13 protein-coding genes are annotated in these 13,965 nt (G+C 60.8%); 9 read left to right on the top strand and 4 right to left on the bottom strand.

Going from position 1 to position 13,965, the window contains the following annotated elements; translation table 11 throughout:
- Positions 1-194 precede the first annotated feature (194 nt).
- Positions 195-809: an NAD(P)-dependent oxidoreductase gene (locus ACA049_RS24150; RefSeq protein WP_497330407.1), complete on the top strand. Its 615-nt coding sequence runs from the start codon at positions 195-197 to the stop codon at positions 807-809.
- Between the two features lie 239 nt (positions 810-1,048).
- Here the strand turns inward: ACA049_RS24150 and ACA049_RS24145 are convergent, their stop codons facing one another.
- Entirely contained in the window at positions 1,049-1,930 is an 882-nt protein-coding gene (locus tag ACA049_RS24145) for a LysR substrate-binding domain-containing protein (RefSeq protein ID WP_497330405.1), read from the bottom strand.
- Positions 1,931-2,089: 159 nt separating this feature from the next.
- Here ACA049_RS24145 and ACA049_RS24140 point away from each other — a divergent pair, with 159 nt between their 5' ends.
- From ACA049_RS24140 to ACA049_RS24115, 6 genes are all read left to right on the top strand, one after another.
- Positions 2,090-3,727 carry a 5-guanidino-2-oxopentanoate decarboxylase gene (locus ACA049_RS24140; protein WP_497330403.1) on the top strand — a complete coding sequence of 546 codons (1,638 nt, stop codon included), beginning with the start codon at positions 2,090-2,092 and terminating at the stop codon, positions 3,725-3,727.
- Positions 3,728-3,735: 8 nt separating this feature from the next.
- Positions 3,736-5,184 carry an aldehyde dehydrogenase family protein gene (locus ACA049_RS24135; protein WP_497330401.1) on the top strand — a complete coding sequence of 483 codons (1,449 nt, stop codon included), beginning with the start codon at positions 3,736-3,738 and terminating at the stop codon, positions 5,182-5,184.
- A 217-nt stretch (positions 5,185-5,401) separates the two neighbouring features.
- Positions 5,402-6,505, top strand: a complete 1,104-nt coding sequence (locus ACA049_RS24130; protein WP_497330399.1) for an extracellular solute-binding protein — start codon at positions 5,402-5,404, stop codon at positions 6,503-6,505.
- 193 nt (positions 6,506-6,698) lie between these two features.
- The gene (locus tag ACA049_RS24125) at positions 6,699-7,607 is read left to right on the top strand and encodes an ABC transporter permease (RefSeq protein WP_497330397.1); all 909 of its coding nucleotides are present in this window, start codon (positions 6,699-6,701) and stop codon (positions 7,605-7,607) included.
- Positions 7,604-8,452, top strand: a complete 849-nt coding sequence (locus ACA049_RS24120; protein WP_497330395.1) for an ABC transporter permease — start codon at positions 7,604-7,606, stop codon at positions 8,450-8,452. Before ACA049_RS24125 ends, ACA049_RS24120 begins: the two co-directional genes overlap by 4 nt.
- A 16-nt stretch (positions 8,453-8,468) precedes the next feature.
- Complete coding sequence (locus ACA049_RS24115) at positions 8,469-9,524, top strand: ABC transporter ATP-binding protein (RefSeq protein ID WP_497330393.1); 1,056 nt, start codon at positions 8,469-8,471, stop codon at positions 9,522-9,524.
- 125 nt (positions 9,525-9,649) lie between these two features.
- Here the strand turns inward: ACA049_RS24115 and ACA049_RS24110 are convergent, their stop codons facing one another.
- Positions 9,650-10,579 carry an AraC family transcriptional regulator gene (locus ACA049_RS24110; protein WP_497330391.1) on the bottom strand — a complete coding sequence of 310 codons (930 nt, stop codon included), beginning with the start codon at positions 10,577-10,579 and terminating at the stop codon, positions 9,650-9,652.
- Between the two features lie 335 nt (positions 10,580-10,914).
- Here ACA049_RS24110 and ACA049_RS24105 point away from each other — a divergent pair, with 335 nt between their 5' ends.
- Positions 10,915-11,268: a putative quinol monooxygenase gene (locus ACA049_RS24105; protein ID WP_497330389.1), complete on the top strand. Its 354-nt coding sequence runs from the start codon at positions 10,915-10,917 to the stop codon at positions 11,266-11,268.
- A gap of 41 nt (positions 11,269-11,309) precedes the next feature.
- Positions 11,310-11,540, top strand: coding sequence for a hypothetical protein (locus tag ACA049_RS24100; RefSeq protein ID WP_109634362.1), 231 nt, complete (start codon positions 11,310-11,312; stop codon positions 11,538-11,540).
- On the opposite strand, the gene ACA049_RS24095 is transcribed toward ACA049_RS24100, so the two are convergent.
- Both ACA049_RS24095 and ACA049_RS24090 read right to left on the bottom strand, forming a co-directional pair.
- Positions 11,541-12,170: a flavin reductase family protein gene (locus ACA049_RS24095; protein WP_497330387.1), complete on the bottom strand. Its 630-nt coding sequence runs from the start codon at positions 12,168-12,170 to the stop codon at positions 11,541-11,543.
- Positions 12,171-12,411: 241 nt separating this feature from the next.
- Positions 12,412-13,731: an MFS transporter gene (locus ACA049_RS24090; RefSeq protein ID WP_497330385.1), complete on the bottom strand. Its 1,320-nt coding sequence runs from the start codon at positions 13,729-13,731 to the stop codon at positions 12,412-12,414.
- Positions 13,732-13,965 lie beyond the last annotated feature (234 nt).

The following is a 13,965-nucleotide window of genomic DNA, read 5'->3' as shown; positions in this document are numbered from 1 at the left end:
CCAAGTCGTATCTAATTCACGTAACCCTGTAGGAGCTGTCGAGTGGAACGAGGCTGCGATCTTTTGATCTTGATCTTAAAGTTTGCGGAGTTAGCCAAAGATCAAAAGATCGCAGCCTCGTTTCACTCGACAGTTCCTACAGGGGGGCGTTCATGAGTCAGTAATGGATACACCCACGCCAACTGGAGAACGACATGAGCAAAATCGCAATCATCGGTGCCACCGGCCGTGCCGGTAGCCAACTGTTGGAAGAAGCCCTGCGTCGTGGTCACAGCGTCACCGCTATCGCCCGCGACACATCGAAGATCGGCCAGCGTGCCGGGGTGGTCACCAGAAACGTTGATGCCCTGGATGCCGAGGCGTTGAAAGCCGCCGTCGAAGGTCATGACGTGGTGATCAGCGCGGCGCACTTCGCGACCCTGCCGGCCAGCGCCGTGGTCGGGCCGGTGAAAAAGGCCGGGGTGAAACGCCTGCTGGTGGTGGGCGGCGCGGGTTCGTTGTTGCTGCCGGATGGCACTCGAGTGATCGACAGCGCGGGCTTTCCTGAGGAGTACAAGGCTGAGGCGAGCGCCGGGGCTGAGTTCCTGGGGAATCTGCGTGAGGAAAAGGATCTGGACTGGACCTTTCTGTCACCGTCGGCGGAGTTCGTCGAAGGTGAACGTACGGGGGCGTTTCGGCTGGGCAAGGATGATTTGCTGGTGAGCAGTGCAGGGCGCAGCTGGATTACGTTCGCTGATTACGCGATTGCACTGATTGATGAAGTCGAAGCGCCGAAGCACTCGCAGCAGCGGTTCACAGTCGGATACTGACACCCGCAACACTGAAACCTCTGTAGGAGCTGTGTAGGAGCTGTCGAGTGAAACGAGGCTGCGATCTTTTGATCCTGATCTTTTTAAAAGCAAGATCAAAAGATCGCAGCCTCGTTTCACTCGACAGCTCCTACAGTCCGCAGTCCACAGTCCGCAGTCCACAGTCCACAGTCCACAGTCCACAGTCCACAGTCCACAGTCCACAGTCCACAGTCCACAGTCCGACAGGGAGGAGCAAATCACCGCGATTGAGCCTGCTCCACCAACCACCCCATCAACTCGCGCAATTTCGGCGAAGGCCCGGGTTTTTCCGGGAACACCAGGTAGTACGCCAACCCCGTCTTCACCTTCAATTCAAACGGCATGACCAGCCGCCCGGCGCTCAGGTCGTCGCCGATCAACGACCAATCCCCGATCGCCACACCGGTTCCCTGGGACGCCATCGACATCGCCAAATCCAGGGTTTCAAAATGCTGGCCCTTGCTGACATTGCTCAAGCGAATCTCCGCGCTGGCCAGCCAGGCTTTCCAGTCGCGTTCGTCGCGGGTCGGGTGCAACAGCATGTGCTGTTCCAGATCTTCCGGCGCCTGCAACGGCACCGACCCTTCGAGATAGGGCCGGGAGCAGACCGGCGTCAGTTGCTCATCGAACAGCCGGTGGGACGCCAGTGACGTCTCCGGCGGTACGCCATAAATCACCGCCGCATCGAACTGCTCGCGATGAAAATCCACGCCGTGTTTCACCGTGGTGGTCAACTCCACCGGCACATCCGGGCGCTCCCTTTGCCACTGCACCAGGCGCGGCAACAACCAGCGCATCACGCAGGTCGGCGCCTTGAGTTGCAGGGTTTCGCGCTTCTCGCCGATCTGCTCCACCGCCTCGTCGATCAAGCCGAAAATCTGCTGCACCCGTGGCAGCCACTCCCGTCCTTCGGCGGTCAAATCGAGCCCGCGGGCCTGGCGGATAAACAGTTCATAACCCAGATGTTCTTCCAGCCCGGCGATCTGCCGACTCACCGCACCTTGGGTGATGTACAGCTGTTCGGCGGCCCGGGTGAAGTTGCAGCACTGCGCGGTGATCAGAAAAGTGTGCAGCGCCGGCAGGGGAGGCAATCGTTTCATTGGGATCCAAGGTATGACGTGAGGACATGGCTAGTATGACTTTTTATCCATTGTTGCGGCTATGTGTCGCCCGTTCCAATGAGGCCATCCCTGGACCTGCCCACGCATCATAAACACTGCGCAGGCCCGGCGTCTCAAACGAACAAAAAGGGCAAAGACATGGCGACGTGCGGCGAAGTATTGGTCAAGTTACTCGAAGATTACGGGGTCGAGCAGGTGTTCGGCATTCCCGGGGTTCATACCGTGGAGCTGTATCGCGGGCTGGCCCGTTCGAGCATCAACCACGTCACGCCGCGCCACGAACAGGGCGCCGGTTTCATGGCCGACGGTTATGCGCGCACCAGCGGCAAGCCGGGTGTGTGCTTCATCATCACCGGCCCTGGCATGACCAACATCACCACCGCGATGGGCCAGGCGTATGCCGACTCGATCCCGATGCTGGTGATCTCCAGCGTGCAATCGCGCAGCCAGTTGGGCGGCGGTCGCGGCAAGCTCCACGAGCTGCCAAACCAGAGCGCTCTGGTCGGTGGCGTCGCGGCGTTCTCCCACACCTTGATGTCGGCAGCGGAATTGCCGGGCGTGCTGGCCCGTGCGTTTGCATTGTTCCAGGCCGGTCGTCCGCGTCCGGTGCACATCGAAATTCCGTTGGACGTTTTGGTTGAAGAAGCTGACGACCTGCTCGCCAGTCTCCCGGTGAACATCGACCGTGCCGGCGCCTCGCCAAGCGCCATCAGCCGCATGACCGCGCTGCTGGCCGGCGCCAAGCGTCCCCTGATTCTGGCCGGTGGCGGTGCCATCGATGCCGCCGCCGAGCTGACCGAGTTGGCCGAGTTGCTGGATGCGCCTGTGGCCCTGACCATCAATGCCAAAGGCATGCTCGAATCCAATCACCCGTTGTTGATCGGTTCGACCCAAAGCCTGGTCGCGACCCGCGCCTTGGTCGCCGAGGCCGACGTGGTATTGGCCATCGGCACCGAACTGGCCGAGACCGATTACGACGTCACCTTCGCCGGCGGCTTCGAGATCCCTGGCGTGCTGCTGCGCGTCGATATCGACCCCGACCAGACCGTACGCAATTACCCGCCGAAAGTTGCCCTGGTCGCTGACTCGCGCAACGCCGCCCAAGCCTTGCTCGGCGAACTGTCCAAACACTCGCTGGCCGAGCGCCGCAACGATTGGGGCCAGGTCCGTGCCGCTCGTCTGCGCGAAGACCTCGCCGCCACCTGGGACGCCCCGACCCTGGCCCAGACCCGCTTCCTCGAAACCGTTTTGCATGAACTGCCGGATGCGGTGTTCGTCGGCGATTCGACCCAACCGGTGTACACCGGCAACCTGACTTTCAACCCGGAACGCCCACGTCGCTGGTTCAACTCGTCCACTGGCTACGGCACCCTCGGTTATGCCTTGCCGGCGGCGATTGGCGCCTGGCTCGGCGGCAGCGTTGAAAGCGGCACGCGTCCTCCGGTTGTTTGTTTGATCGGCGACGGCGGCCTGCAATTCACCCTGCCGGAACTGGCCAGCGCGGTTGAAGCGCGCACCCCGGTGATCGTGCTGCTGTGGAATAACCAGGGCTACGAAGAGATCAAGAAATACATGGTCAACCGTGCCATCGAGCCGGTGGGCGTAGACATCTACACCCCGGACTTCATCGGCGTGGCCAAGGCGCTGGGCTGTGCGGCCGAAGCGGTCAACGGTGTCGAGCAGTTGCGCAGCGCACTGCGTACCGCCGCTGATCGCCAAGGCCCTACCCTGATTGAAATCGATCAGACCCAGTGGATGAAGGCGGTGTCGAAATGAGCTTCCGCATGACTTTCCCAACGGCGCTGGACGGTCTCTACATCAACGGCCAATGGTCGGCGGGCAAGGAACATCTGCGCGTGATCAACCCGGCGACCGAAGCCCTGTTGACCACCGTGAATGGCGGTGATGAAAAAGCCGTCGATCAAGCCGTCACTGCCGCCACCCAGGCGTTCGGCGACTGGTCGAAAACCACCGGCACTGAGCGCGGCGCAATCCTGCGCAGAATCGCCGCTGGCGTGCAGGCCGGGCGTGACCACTTGATGAAATTGCAGTCGAGCAACAACGGCAAGCCGCTGTTCGAAGCCGCCATCGACGTCGATGACGTGATCGCCACATTCGAGTATTACGCCGGTCTGGCCGAACGCCTCGATGCCCAGCAAGACAGCAACGTCGAGCTGCCCACCGACGATTTCAGTGCTCGCGTGCGCCGTGAACCGTGCGGCGTAGTCGGCCTGATCGTGCCGTGGAATTTCCCGATGGTCACCACCGCCTGGAAACTCGCCCCGGCGCTGGCGGCCGGTTGCTGCGTGGTGCTCAAGCCGTCCGAAGTCACGCCGTTGCCGGAGCTGGAACTGGCCGCGATCATCGCTGAAGCCGGCTTGCCTGCCGGTGTGTTCAACCTGGTCTGCGGCACCGGTCTGGCGGTCGGCGCGCCGCTGTCGGCCGACCCGCGTATCGCCAAAATCTCCTTCACCGGCAGCAACGCGGTCGGTGTCCAGGTCATGCAACGTGCGGCGGAAACCGTGAAAGGCGTGAGCCTGGAACTGGGCGGCAAGTCCTCGCTACTGGTTCTCAAGGACGCCGACATCGGGCTGGCCGTGGAAGTGGCGTGTGGCGGCGGTTTCTTCAACGCCGGGCAGATGTGCTCAGCCACCAGCCGCGTGCTGATCGCCGATGAACTGGCGGACGAATTTCTATCGAAGCTGAAAATGCGCGCCGAAGCCATTCGCGTCGCCGACCCGTTCGACCCGAACGTGGAAATGGGCGCGCTGGTCAATCAGGCGCAATACCAGCGTGTGCTCGGTCACATTGATCGTGGCTTGAGCGCTGGCGCCAAGCTGGTTTGCGGCGGCAATCGTCCGGCAGACCTGTCCCGTGGTTATTTTTTGCAGCCAACGATTTTCACTGAAGTGCCCCTCGACAGTGCGTTGTGGTGTGAAGAGATTTTCGGCCCAGTGATCTGCGTACGCAGTTTCGCCTCCGAAGCCGAGGCGATTGCCCTGGCCAACGACAGCCAGTTCGGTCTGGTGGCCAGCGTGGTCACCCGCGACAACGAAGCAGCGGATCGCGTCGCCAACGCCTTGCAGGCGGGGCTGGTGTGGATCAACGCGCCGCAAGTGATCTTCCCGCAGACCGCCTGGGGTGGCTACAAACAGAGCAGCATCGGCCGCGAATTGGGGCCGTGGGGCTTGCAGGCTTTTCAGGAAATCAAACACGTGATTCGCGCCGTCTGAAGGCACGAAAAAGGTGAGCGCATGCCTCTTGGTGAGGCATGCGCTGGTGTCATGGCTTCGATGAGTTTTTATCGATAGTCAGGTGTTTTGCACGACCTCAGGATGAACTCACTGGTTCAGCCAAGCCCCCGAAAATACGAGGGCTAACGCTGGTCCGGCCGCGCGGATGCAACAGTTTCGACCTGCCTTATACCTACAAAAACAAAGGGAGTCCGTAATGGGCGAGCATGATCTAAACAGACGTCAATTCATCAAAACCGTGGGCGTGGCTTCGGTTGCAGCGGCGGCCATGAGCTTGCCCTTCGTCAAGGCCAATGCCAGCGACACACGCTTTCAGGGCAAGACCCTGCGCCTGCTGACCTGGTCCGATGACACCGGCCTGGCTGCATTGCGCAACATCGCGGCCACCTTCGAAGACAAGTACGGTTGCAAGGTCATCGCTGACCGCACCGGCAGCACCTCGGAAATGGTCGCCAAACTCAAGGCCGGCGGTGACCGTCCGCAGTACGACATCATCACCCTGGCCGGCGTCGGCGCCGAAGGTCTGGCCGCCGCCAACCTGCTGGAAAAACCCGACCTCAACCGCATCCCCAACCTGGTGGATGTGCCGGAGAAATACCGCACCGGCGCCAATGGCCACGGGATCGGTTACCTGCTGTGGTGCAACAGCCTCGTCTACAGCACCCGCACCATCAAGGAAGCCCCGGACAGTTACGCCGCCCTGTGGGACGCCGAGCTGTCGCCGAACATCTTCCTGCCGCCGCCGAACTGGACCGAGGCGATGGACCTGATCATCATCGCCGCCAAACTGGCCGGTGGTGACGAGCACAACATCGAGCCGGGCTTCAAGAAACTCGCCGAGCTGAAAGATCGTGTGGTGACCCTGGGCGAAAACCCGAACCAGATCGCCGAGCTGTTCCGCACCGGCTCCCTGGACATGGGCGGCCTGTACGCACCGGCCTTCTTCCCGAAACAGATCCGCGATCCGGCCTACGGCCTGGGCGCCACGTTCGGCATGAAGGAAGGTTTCTACACCGACCTGATGCTCTCGGTCATGCCGAAGAATCGTCCGGGCGATACCGACATGACCTACGCCTTCATCAACCACTCTCTGGACCCGCTGGTGCAGGGCAAGATGGCCGAAGACATCTACAACGGCCCGGTCAACGCCAAGGCGATCATCTCCGCCGAAGCGCGCAAGAGCCCGTACATCCTCACGCCGGAGCAGATTGCCGAGAAAGCGATCATGCACGACAACGCCTTCCTGGCCTCCGTGCATGACCAATGGATTCGTCGTTACACGGAAATCTTTTCTTCCTGATCGAGTGACGAACACAAGCCCTGAGAGCACCACAAATCAAAATGTGGGAGCGGGCTTGCTCGCGAATGCGTCAGCACATCCAACATCAATGTGACTGACACACCGCTTTCGCGAGCAAGCCCGCTCCCACAGGGTTCACGGTGGTTTCACGTCTTGTGTTGGTCAGCTGCTTTCCATTGACGAGACCCTTGCTATGGAACACCAACCTCTGACTCATCCGGTCGCCGCTGCTCCCGCGCGCGCCAACCGGGGTGTTTCGCCGACGACGCGAGCCTGGTTTTTCCTCTCGCCGTCGATGCTGTTTCTGGGCGTGCTGATTGCCGCCAGTCTGCTGGTGCTGCGCATGAGCGTGGGCACCAAAGGCGCGGAATGGACCGGGTTCAGCCTGGCCAGCTACGCCCAATTGCTCGAACCCTACTACCTCAAATCCTTGCTGCTGACCCTGCGCCTGGCACTGATCAGCGCGGTGATCGCGGTGGTGCTGGCGATCCCGGTGGCCTACACCATGTCGCGCCTGACTTCGCCGTTTGTGCGACGGATCTTCCTCGCCGCGGTGCTGCTGCCGTTGCTGGTCAACCTGCTGCTGCAAAGCTACGGCTGGCTGGTGATTCTCGGTCCGGGCGGGATGCTTAATCAGGCGCTGATGGGCCTGGGCCTGATCAAGCGCCCGATCATGCTGCTGTACAACCAGAACGGCGTGCTGATGGGCCTGGTGCAAACCGCGTTCCCGCTGGCCGTGCTGCCGATTGCCAGCGCCATGCGCGGCGTGGCGCGGACTTATGAAGAAGCCGCCGCCACCCTCGGCGCGAGTCGCTTTCAGGTGTTCCGCCAAGTGGTGTTGCCGATGAGCATGCCGGGGATCATCACCGGCGCGACGTTGGTGTTCGCCTACAACGCCAGCAGCTTCGTGGTGCCGTTGCTGCTCGGCGGCCGCCGCGTGCCGATGCTGGCGGTGATGGTGCATGACCAGATCGCCCCGCTGATGAACTGGCCTGCCGCGTCCGCTGCCGGTGTGGTGCTGATCGTCACCACGCTCGCGATCATGACTTTGTCCGAATTCATCACTGGCCGTCGTCGGCGCATGCTGGAGGCTTCCCAATGAGCACGTTGACCAAGAAACGTTATGGCTTGCTGCCCGGCGAGACCGGCAAGTTCGCCGGCATCCTCTCAGGCTTCATCCTGCTGCTGGCGGTGTTGCCGATCCTGACGATGATCGTGATGTCGTTCAGCGGTGCGTCGAACCTCGACTTCCCGCCGAGCAGCTACAGCCTGCAATGGTACAAGGCCGCCTGGCACACCTTCGTCTCGCCGGACGGCAACGACGTGCTGAGCCTGGGCAAAGCCATGACCACCAGCCTGATGGTCGCGTGCCTGACCATGGTCTTCGCGACGATTGTGGCGGTGCCTGCGGCGTACGCGCTGACCCGTTGCGAGTTCCGTGGTAAAGCCGTGGCGTTGCAATTGATGTCGCTGCCGCTGGTGTTTCCGATGGTGGTGTTGGGCCTGGCGTTGCTGCTGGTGTTCGACAGCCTGCCGTTCCAGATGACCACGTCGCGGCTGGTGATTGCCCACGTGATCCTGGCCTTGCCATTCGTGGTGAAGAACTGCACCGCGGCGATGCTCTCCATCGGCAGCGAAGTCGAAGAGGCCGCGCAAATGCTCGGTGCCTCGCCGTTGCGGGCGATTATCGATGTGGTGGTGCCGTTGATGAAGTCGGGGATTCTGGCGGGGATGCTGCTGGCGTTTATCGTCTCGTTCAACGAATTCACCGTGACCTATTTCCTCTACACCATCGACGTCATGACCGTGCCGATCTGGATGTACAGCCGCACCGTGTCATCGCTCGACCCTACCGTTTTCTCGTTTGCCGTGCTGATCGTGCTGATCGACTTCGTCCTGATCTGGGCGCTGGAGAAGCTGGTCGGTGAAGGTGGCGTTTCGTTCTGATTTCTTGAGGTGATTTATGACTGGTCTGATTCTGGAAAACGTCGAGAAACATTACGGCTCGGCCTGCGCGGTAAAGGATGTAAACCTGCATTTGCCGGAAGGCAAACTGGTGTGTTTCCTCGGCCCGTCGGGCTGCGGCAAAACCACCTTGCTGCGGATGATCGCCGGGCTCGAAACCCTCAGCGGCGGCGAGATTCGCCTGGACGGTGAAGACATCGGCCACACCCCGGCGCATCAACGCAATTTCGGCATGGTGTTCCAGTCGCTGGCGCTGTTTCCGCACATGACCGTGGGGGAGAACATCGCCTATCCGCTGAAACTGCGTGGCGTCAGCAAGGCTGATCAGCAGGCGCGGGTGGTGGAGTTGCTGGAACTGATCCAGCTGAGCGAGATGATTGATCGCCCGGTGGCGAAGCTGTCTGGCGGTCAACGCCAGCGCGTGGCGATTGCCCGGGCGATTGCCAACCACCCGAAAATCCTCCTGCTGGATGAGCCGCTGTCGGCGCTCGACGCCAAGCTGCGCGAGTCGATGCAGGTGGAAATCCGTCAGCTGCAACAGCGCCTGAACATCACCACGATCATGGTGACCCACGATCAGCGTGAAGCCATGACCATGGCTGATATCGTGGTGGTGCTGGGTGAGCATCGGGTGCAACAAGTGGGCACGCCGATTGAAATCTACCGACACCCGGCCAACGAATTTGTCGCGGACTTTATTGGCTCGGGCAACATTTTCCCGGCCACGGCGCTGGGCAACGGCAAAGTTGGGTTGCCGGGTGGCGATGCACTTGAAGTGCCGATCTGCAGCAGCATTGTGGTGGGGGAGAAGGTGAAGATGCTGATTCGCCCTGAAGACTTGCAACTGTCGCATCCGCAGGCGACGGCGGGGAACCGGTTGCTCGGCACGGTGACGTTTGTGCGGGATATTGGCGCGACGATTGAAACGACGGTTGAGTGTTCCGGGGTGTCGTTTACGGCGCTGAGTACGCCGTGTCAGGGGTTTGGGCTGAGCATTGGCAATCCGGTGTCGGTGACCTTGCCGCCCGAGGCGTGTCGCGTACTCGGCGCCTGAAAACACCCACCGTACCTGTAGGAGCGAGGCTTGCCCGCGAAGGCCTCAACGCGGTGTATCTGAATGACCGCGTTATCGTTCTTCGCGGGCAAGCCTCGCTCCTACGGATTGTGTGTGAGGCTTGTTCACACACTCAACCGCAACCGCGCCAAATCCCGCAACGGCGGTGCCCCGAACAACCGGCTATATTCCCGGCTGAACTGCGAAGGGCTTTCATACCCCACCCGATACCCCGCCGCCGACGCTTCCAGTCCCTCGGCCAGCATCAACCGCCGCGCTTCCTGCAGGCGCAGCTGCTTCTGATACTGCAATGGACTCATCGCCGTCATCGCCTTGAACCGGTGATGCAACGTCGACACGCTCAGGTTCACTTCCTTCGCCAGATCATCGATGCGCAGCGGTTGCTCATAATTGCCGTTGAGCCATTTGATCGCCTGGCTGATGCGGTGGCTCTGGCTATTGGCGATGGCGATTTCATACAGCCGATGCCCCTGCTGACTGCGCAACAACCGATAAAGAATCTCCCGGCGAATCAGCGGCGCGAGCATGGCGATGTCTTTCGGGGTATCGAGCAAACGCGCCAGACGCAGCACGGCGTCGAGCATCGCCGTATCGATCCGTTCGACATACAAGCCGCGCCCGGTTGGGCGTGTGGGGACGCCGAGTGGGCCGGCGTCGGCAATCAGCGCGGTGATTTCTGCCGGATCAATATCCAGCCGCACCGCGAGAATCGGTTCTTCAGACGTGACATTCACCACTCGTCCGCTCAAGGGCATCGAGACCGACACCACCAGGTAGTTCAGCGGATCGTAATTGAAGTATTCGTCGGCCAGCCTGACCTCTTTACGGCCTTGCGCCATGATGCACAGCGCGGGTTGGGCCAGCACCGGGGCAAAGTCATGGGACTTGCTGTGTTTGGACATGAACAGCGAACCGACGGCAGTCGCATAATTGCCATCGTCCGTGGTGTTGCGACGGATGATAGCGGCCAGTTCTGCGCGCTGTTTCTCCATGTCGGCATCCAGCGGGGCTTGAAAGTGATCGAGCGACGACATGCAAGGCATCCTCGGCGGTGCGTTGGTAATGGAGCGAGCTTAAGTTTGTGCAAGACGATGCGGTAGACACATCCTGCCTCAACCTTGCCTGATTCTGCACGGGGTGAATTAACGGCGCCCCTAAGACAAGCCAGCCCGACGAAAACTTGCTTGAAAGCCGCGTTTCATTGAGAAGAACGTATTTACAGGTTGTTACAGGTTCATCGAAACGCCGCGCAGGATTGTGCAAAAAGCCGGCAGGAATCGACTAACCGCGCTTCCATCGGCGCGCTTAACCTTTGATCCTGTCGCAGCCCGTCCCACGGCTGCCACTCGAGTACCTGGGAGGGTTGAACATGTCTACGCAGATCCCCGTCAGTCACATGGCTTTTGTTCGTGCCCGCGCCGGGCGTTCGGCGGAACTCGGTGCGCGCCTGAGCGCCTTGATCGAGCCGTCCCGCAGCGCACCGGGTTGCCTGAGCTTTTCCCTGCAGCATTCGCAATGCGATCCGGAGTTGTGGCTGGTGTCCGGTTTCTGGACCCACCAGCAAGCGATGACGGCCTACTTCAGCACCCCGGCGATGGAGATTTTCGCCGAGCTGGTGCAGGAACTGGTGGTCAACAGCCTGGATTTTCACACCTTCAAGGACGTGTCGGCCGACCAGGCGCGGCGGCAGTCCCGGTCGTGGGTACACAAAATGGCGGGTTGAGGGTTTAATGGCTCCATTCTCAATCAGCCAGGATCCGCGACATGGCACGTAAAGCCTTTGAAACCTTCGAAGCTGTATCCGCCGTAGTGCCGGCCGAAGGCGGTTATCACGCCGCAATCGCTGTTAAAGCACTGGGTGGCTCAGGTGCACCGCGTTTTCACAAGATTCTCGACGATCAGGTTTTCAAGACCGCCCATGACGCCGATGAGGCCGCTGCGCTGAAGCTGACCAGCCTCAAGAACGTCAGCGACGACGCCGAACTCGTCTGGTAATTACTTGACCGCCCCCGGGCGCCACATCTTGAACAATGCCTCTGGCCCCAGCTGAAAGTAATCCGCTGGCCCGCCGCCGCGCAGAATCGGTTCTGCCGCGGCGGTGTCGTACACCCCATCCTTCAACAGCCACTTGGCGATATGCACGGCGACCACTTCGCCCAGAATCAGCCAGCTCGGCACCACGTTCCCGTCCGCCCGCTGCAACTGAATGATCTGCGTGACCTTGCACTCAAAGGACACCGGGCTTTCGGCCACCCGTGGCACCTGAATGATTTTCGACGCCACCGGAGTCAGGCCGGACAGCTCGAACTCGTTGACCTCGGGCGCGACCATGGCGCAGCTCTGGTTCATCTGTTCGGCCAGCGGTCGCGTGGCGAGGTTCCAGGCGAATTCGCCTGTCTGCTCGATGTTGTTCAGGCTGTCTTTGCGCCCGACGCTGGAGAAACCAATGATCGGCGGAATGTAGTTGAAGGCGTTGAAGAAGCTGTACGGCGCCAGGTTCAAGCGACCTTCGGCATCCTGTGAAGAAATCCAGCCAATAGGGCGCGGGCCGACGATGGCGTTGAACGGGTCATGCGGCAAGCCGTGGCCGTTGGCGGGTTCGTAGAAATGGATGTCGTCGGGCATGAAGGGATTCCTGAGGCATATTCGGAGGTCGCGCCATAGTGCTGGGACGAACAGATAATTTCCAGCGATGCGATCCCTGTAGGAGCGAGGCTTGCCCGCGAAAGCGATTTCCCGGTCAGCATTGATGTTGGCTGACACGACGCCTTCGCGGGCAAGCCTCGCTCCTACAGTGGGCTGTGTCGGCAATTAAAAAGGGGCAGACCCGTTAAGGTCTGCCCCTGTTTTTATTGCGCGAGATGACTCAGTCCGTTTCGATCCGCGAATGCTTGCGGGTGTCTTTCATGGTGATGTACACCAGCAACGACACGGCGATACACGCCGTCACATACCAGTAGTAACCGGTTTCCATGCCGATGCTCTTGAACCACAGCGCGATGTATTCAGCGGTGCCGCCGAAGATCGACACGGTCAGCGCGTACGGCAGGCCGACGCCCAGTGCACGAATCTCGGTCGGGAACAGTTCGGCTTTCACCACGGCGTTGATCGAGGTGTAGCCGCTGACGATGATCAGCGCCGCCATGATCAGGAAGAACGCGCCCCACCAGGATTGAATGGTGTGCAGGGTGGTCAGGATCGGCACGGTGAACAGTGTCCCCAGAACACCGAAGGCAATCAGGATCGGACGACGACCGACCTTGTCCGACAGCCCGCCAATGATCGGTTGCAGGCACATGAACAGGAACAGCGTGGCGGCGGAAATCGTGGTGGAGTCGGAAATGCTCATGCCGACCGTGTTCACCAGGTATTTCTGCATGTACGTGGTGTAGGTGTAGAACGCCAGGGTGCCGCCCATGGTCAGGCCGACCACGGTCATCAGTTCCTTGGGATGGCGCATCAAGGTGCGCATCGCGCTTTCCTTGGCCTTCTCTTTCTTGGTGAACGACTCGGTTTCTTCCATGCCGCGACGCAGGTACAGCGCGACCACGGCACACAGCGCGCCGATGGCGAACGGGATGCGCCAGCCCCAGGCGTACAGCTCTTCGGTAGTCAGGACTTGTTGCAGCACGATCAACACCGCCAACGCGATGAGCTGACCCGAGATCAGGGTCACGTACTGGAAGCTGGAGTAGAAGCCGCGACGTTCCTTGGTCGCCATTTCGCTGAGGTAGGTTGCCGAGGTGCCGTACTCGCCACCGACCGACAGGCCCTGCAGCAGGCGGGCGAAAATCAGCAGGATCGGTGCGCCGATGCCGATGGTTTCATAGCCGGGGCTCAGGGCGATCAGCAGCGAGCCGAAGCACATCAGGTACACCGAAGCCATCAGTGCTTTCTTGCGACCGGCCTTGTCGGCGTACAGGCCCATCAGCCAGCCACCGATCGGGCGCATCAGGAAGCCCACGGCGAAGATCGCGGCGGTGTTCAGCAGTTGGGCGGTGGTGTCGCCTTTGGGGAAAAAGGACTTGGCAAAATACAGGGAGAAGGCAGCGTAGACGTACCAGTCGTACCACTCGACCATGTTGCCGACAGAGCCGCTGAAGATCGACTTGATGCGACTGGCGGTGGTTCTTTCTTTGGCGGGCACGGCAGCCGACCCAAGGGGCAGGGCGTTGGAGTTATCCATTGAAGGATCCTTCGTTTAATTGTTTTTGTGGAGCGCGTTGAAACGCAGCCTGCTGGGGCTATAGCAGGAGGTGTGCCAAGGGAAGGAGGGCCGGTTTAGAGGGGTTTCGAAAGTCGGGTGAGCGGAAATCCGCTTATGTTGGGTTGAGCGTGAGCGGAAAATTGCTTATGGGTCATGAGGTGGGTTGTCTGTGCCGGCCCCTTCGCGAGCAAGCCCGCTCCCACAATGGTCCGG

Source organism: Pseudomonas sp. LBUM1662, from assembly GCF_059695915.1.
This window is presented reverse-complemented; position numbering and strand designations above follow the sequence as displayed.

Bases quoted from the DNA above. Each gene is read 5' to 3' on its own strand.
- ACA049_RS24125 (WP_497330397.1), top strand. From the start codon at position 6,699: ATGGAACACCAACCTCTGACTCATCCGGTCGCCGCTGCTCCCGCGCGC.
- ACA049_RS24115 (WP_497330393.1), top strand. From the start codon at position 8,469: ATGACTGGTCTGATTCTGGAAAACGTCGAGAAACATTACGGCTCGGCC.
- ACA049_RS24150 (WP_497330407.1), top strand. From the start codon at position 195: ATGAGCAAAATCGCAATCATCGGTGCCACCGGCCGTGCCGGTAGCCAA.
- ACA049_RS24110 (WP_497330391.1), bottom strand. From the start codon at position 10,579: ATGTCGTCGCTCGATCACTTTCAAGCCCCGCTGGATGCCGACATGGAG.
- ACA049_RS24135 (WP_497330401.1), top strand. From the start codon at position 3,736: ATGACTTTCCCAACGGCGCTGGACGGTCTCTACATCAACGGCCAATGG.
- ACA049_RS24130 (WP_497330399.1), top strand. From the start codon at position 5,402: ATGGGCGAGCATGATCTAAACAGACGTCAATTCATCAAAACCGTGGGC.
- ACA049_RS24145 (WP_497330405.1), bottom strand. From the start codon at position 1,930: ATGAAACGATTGCCTCCCCTGCCGGCGCTGCACACTTTTCTGATCACC.
- ACA049_RS24140 (WP_497330403.1), top strand. From the start codon at position 2,090: ATGGCGACGTGCGGCGAAGTATTGGTCAAGTTACTCGAAGATTACGGG.
- ACA049_RS24095 (WP_497330387.1), bottom strand. From the start codon at position 12,170: ATGCCCGACGACATCCATTTCTACGAACCCGCCAACGGCCACGGCTTG.
- ACA049_RS24090 (WP_497330385.1), bottom strand. From the start codon at position 13,731: ATGGATAACTCCAACGCCCTGCCCCTTGGGTCGGCTGCCGTGCCCGCC.
- ACA049_RS24100 (WP_109634362.1), top strand. From the start codon at position 11,310: ATGGCACGTAAAGCCTTTGAAACCTTCGAAGCTGTATCCGCCGTAGTG.
- ACA049_RS24120 (WP_497330395.1), top strand. From the start codon at position 7,604: ATGAGCACGTTGACCAAGAAACGTTATGGCTTGCTGCCCGGCGAGACC.
- ACA049_RS24105 (WP_497330389.1), top strand. From the start codon at position 10,915: ATGTCTACGCAGATCCCCGTCAGTCACATGGCTTTTGTTCGTGCCCGC.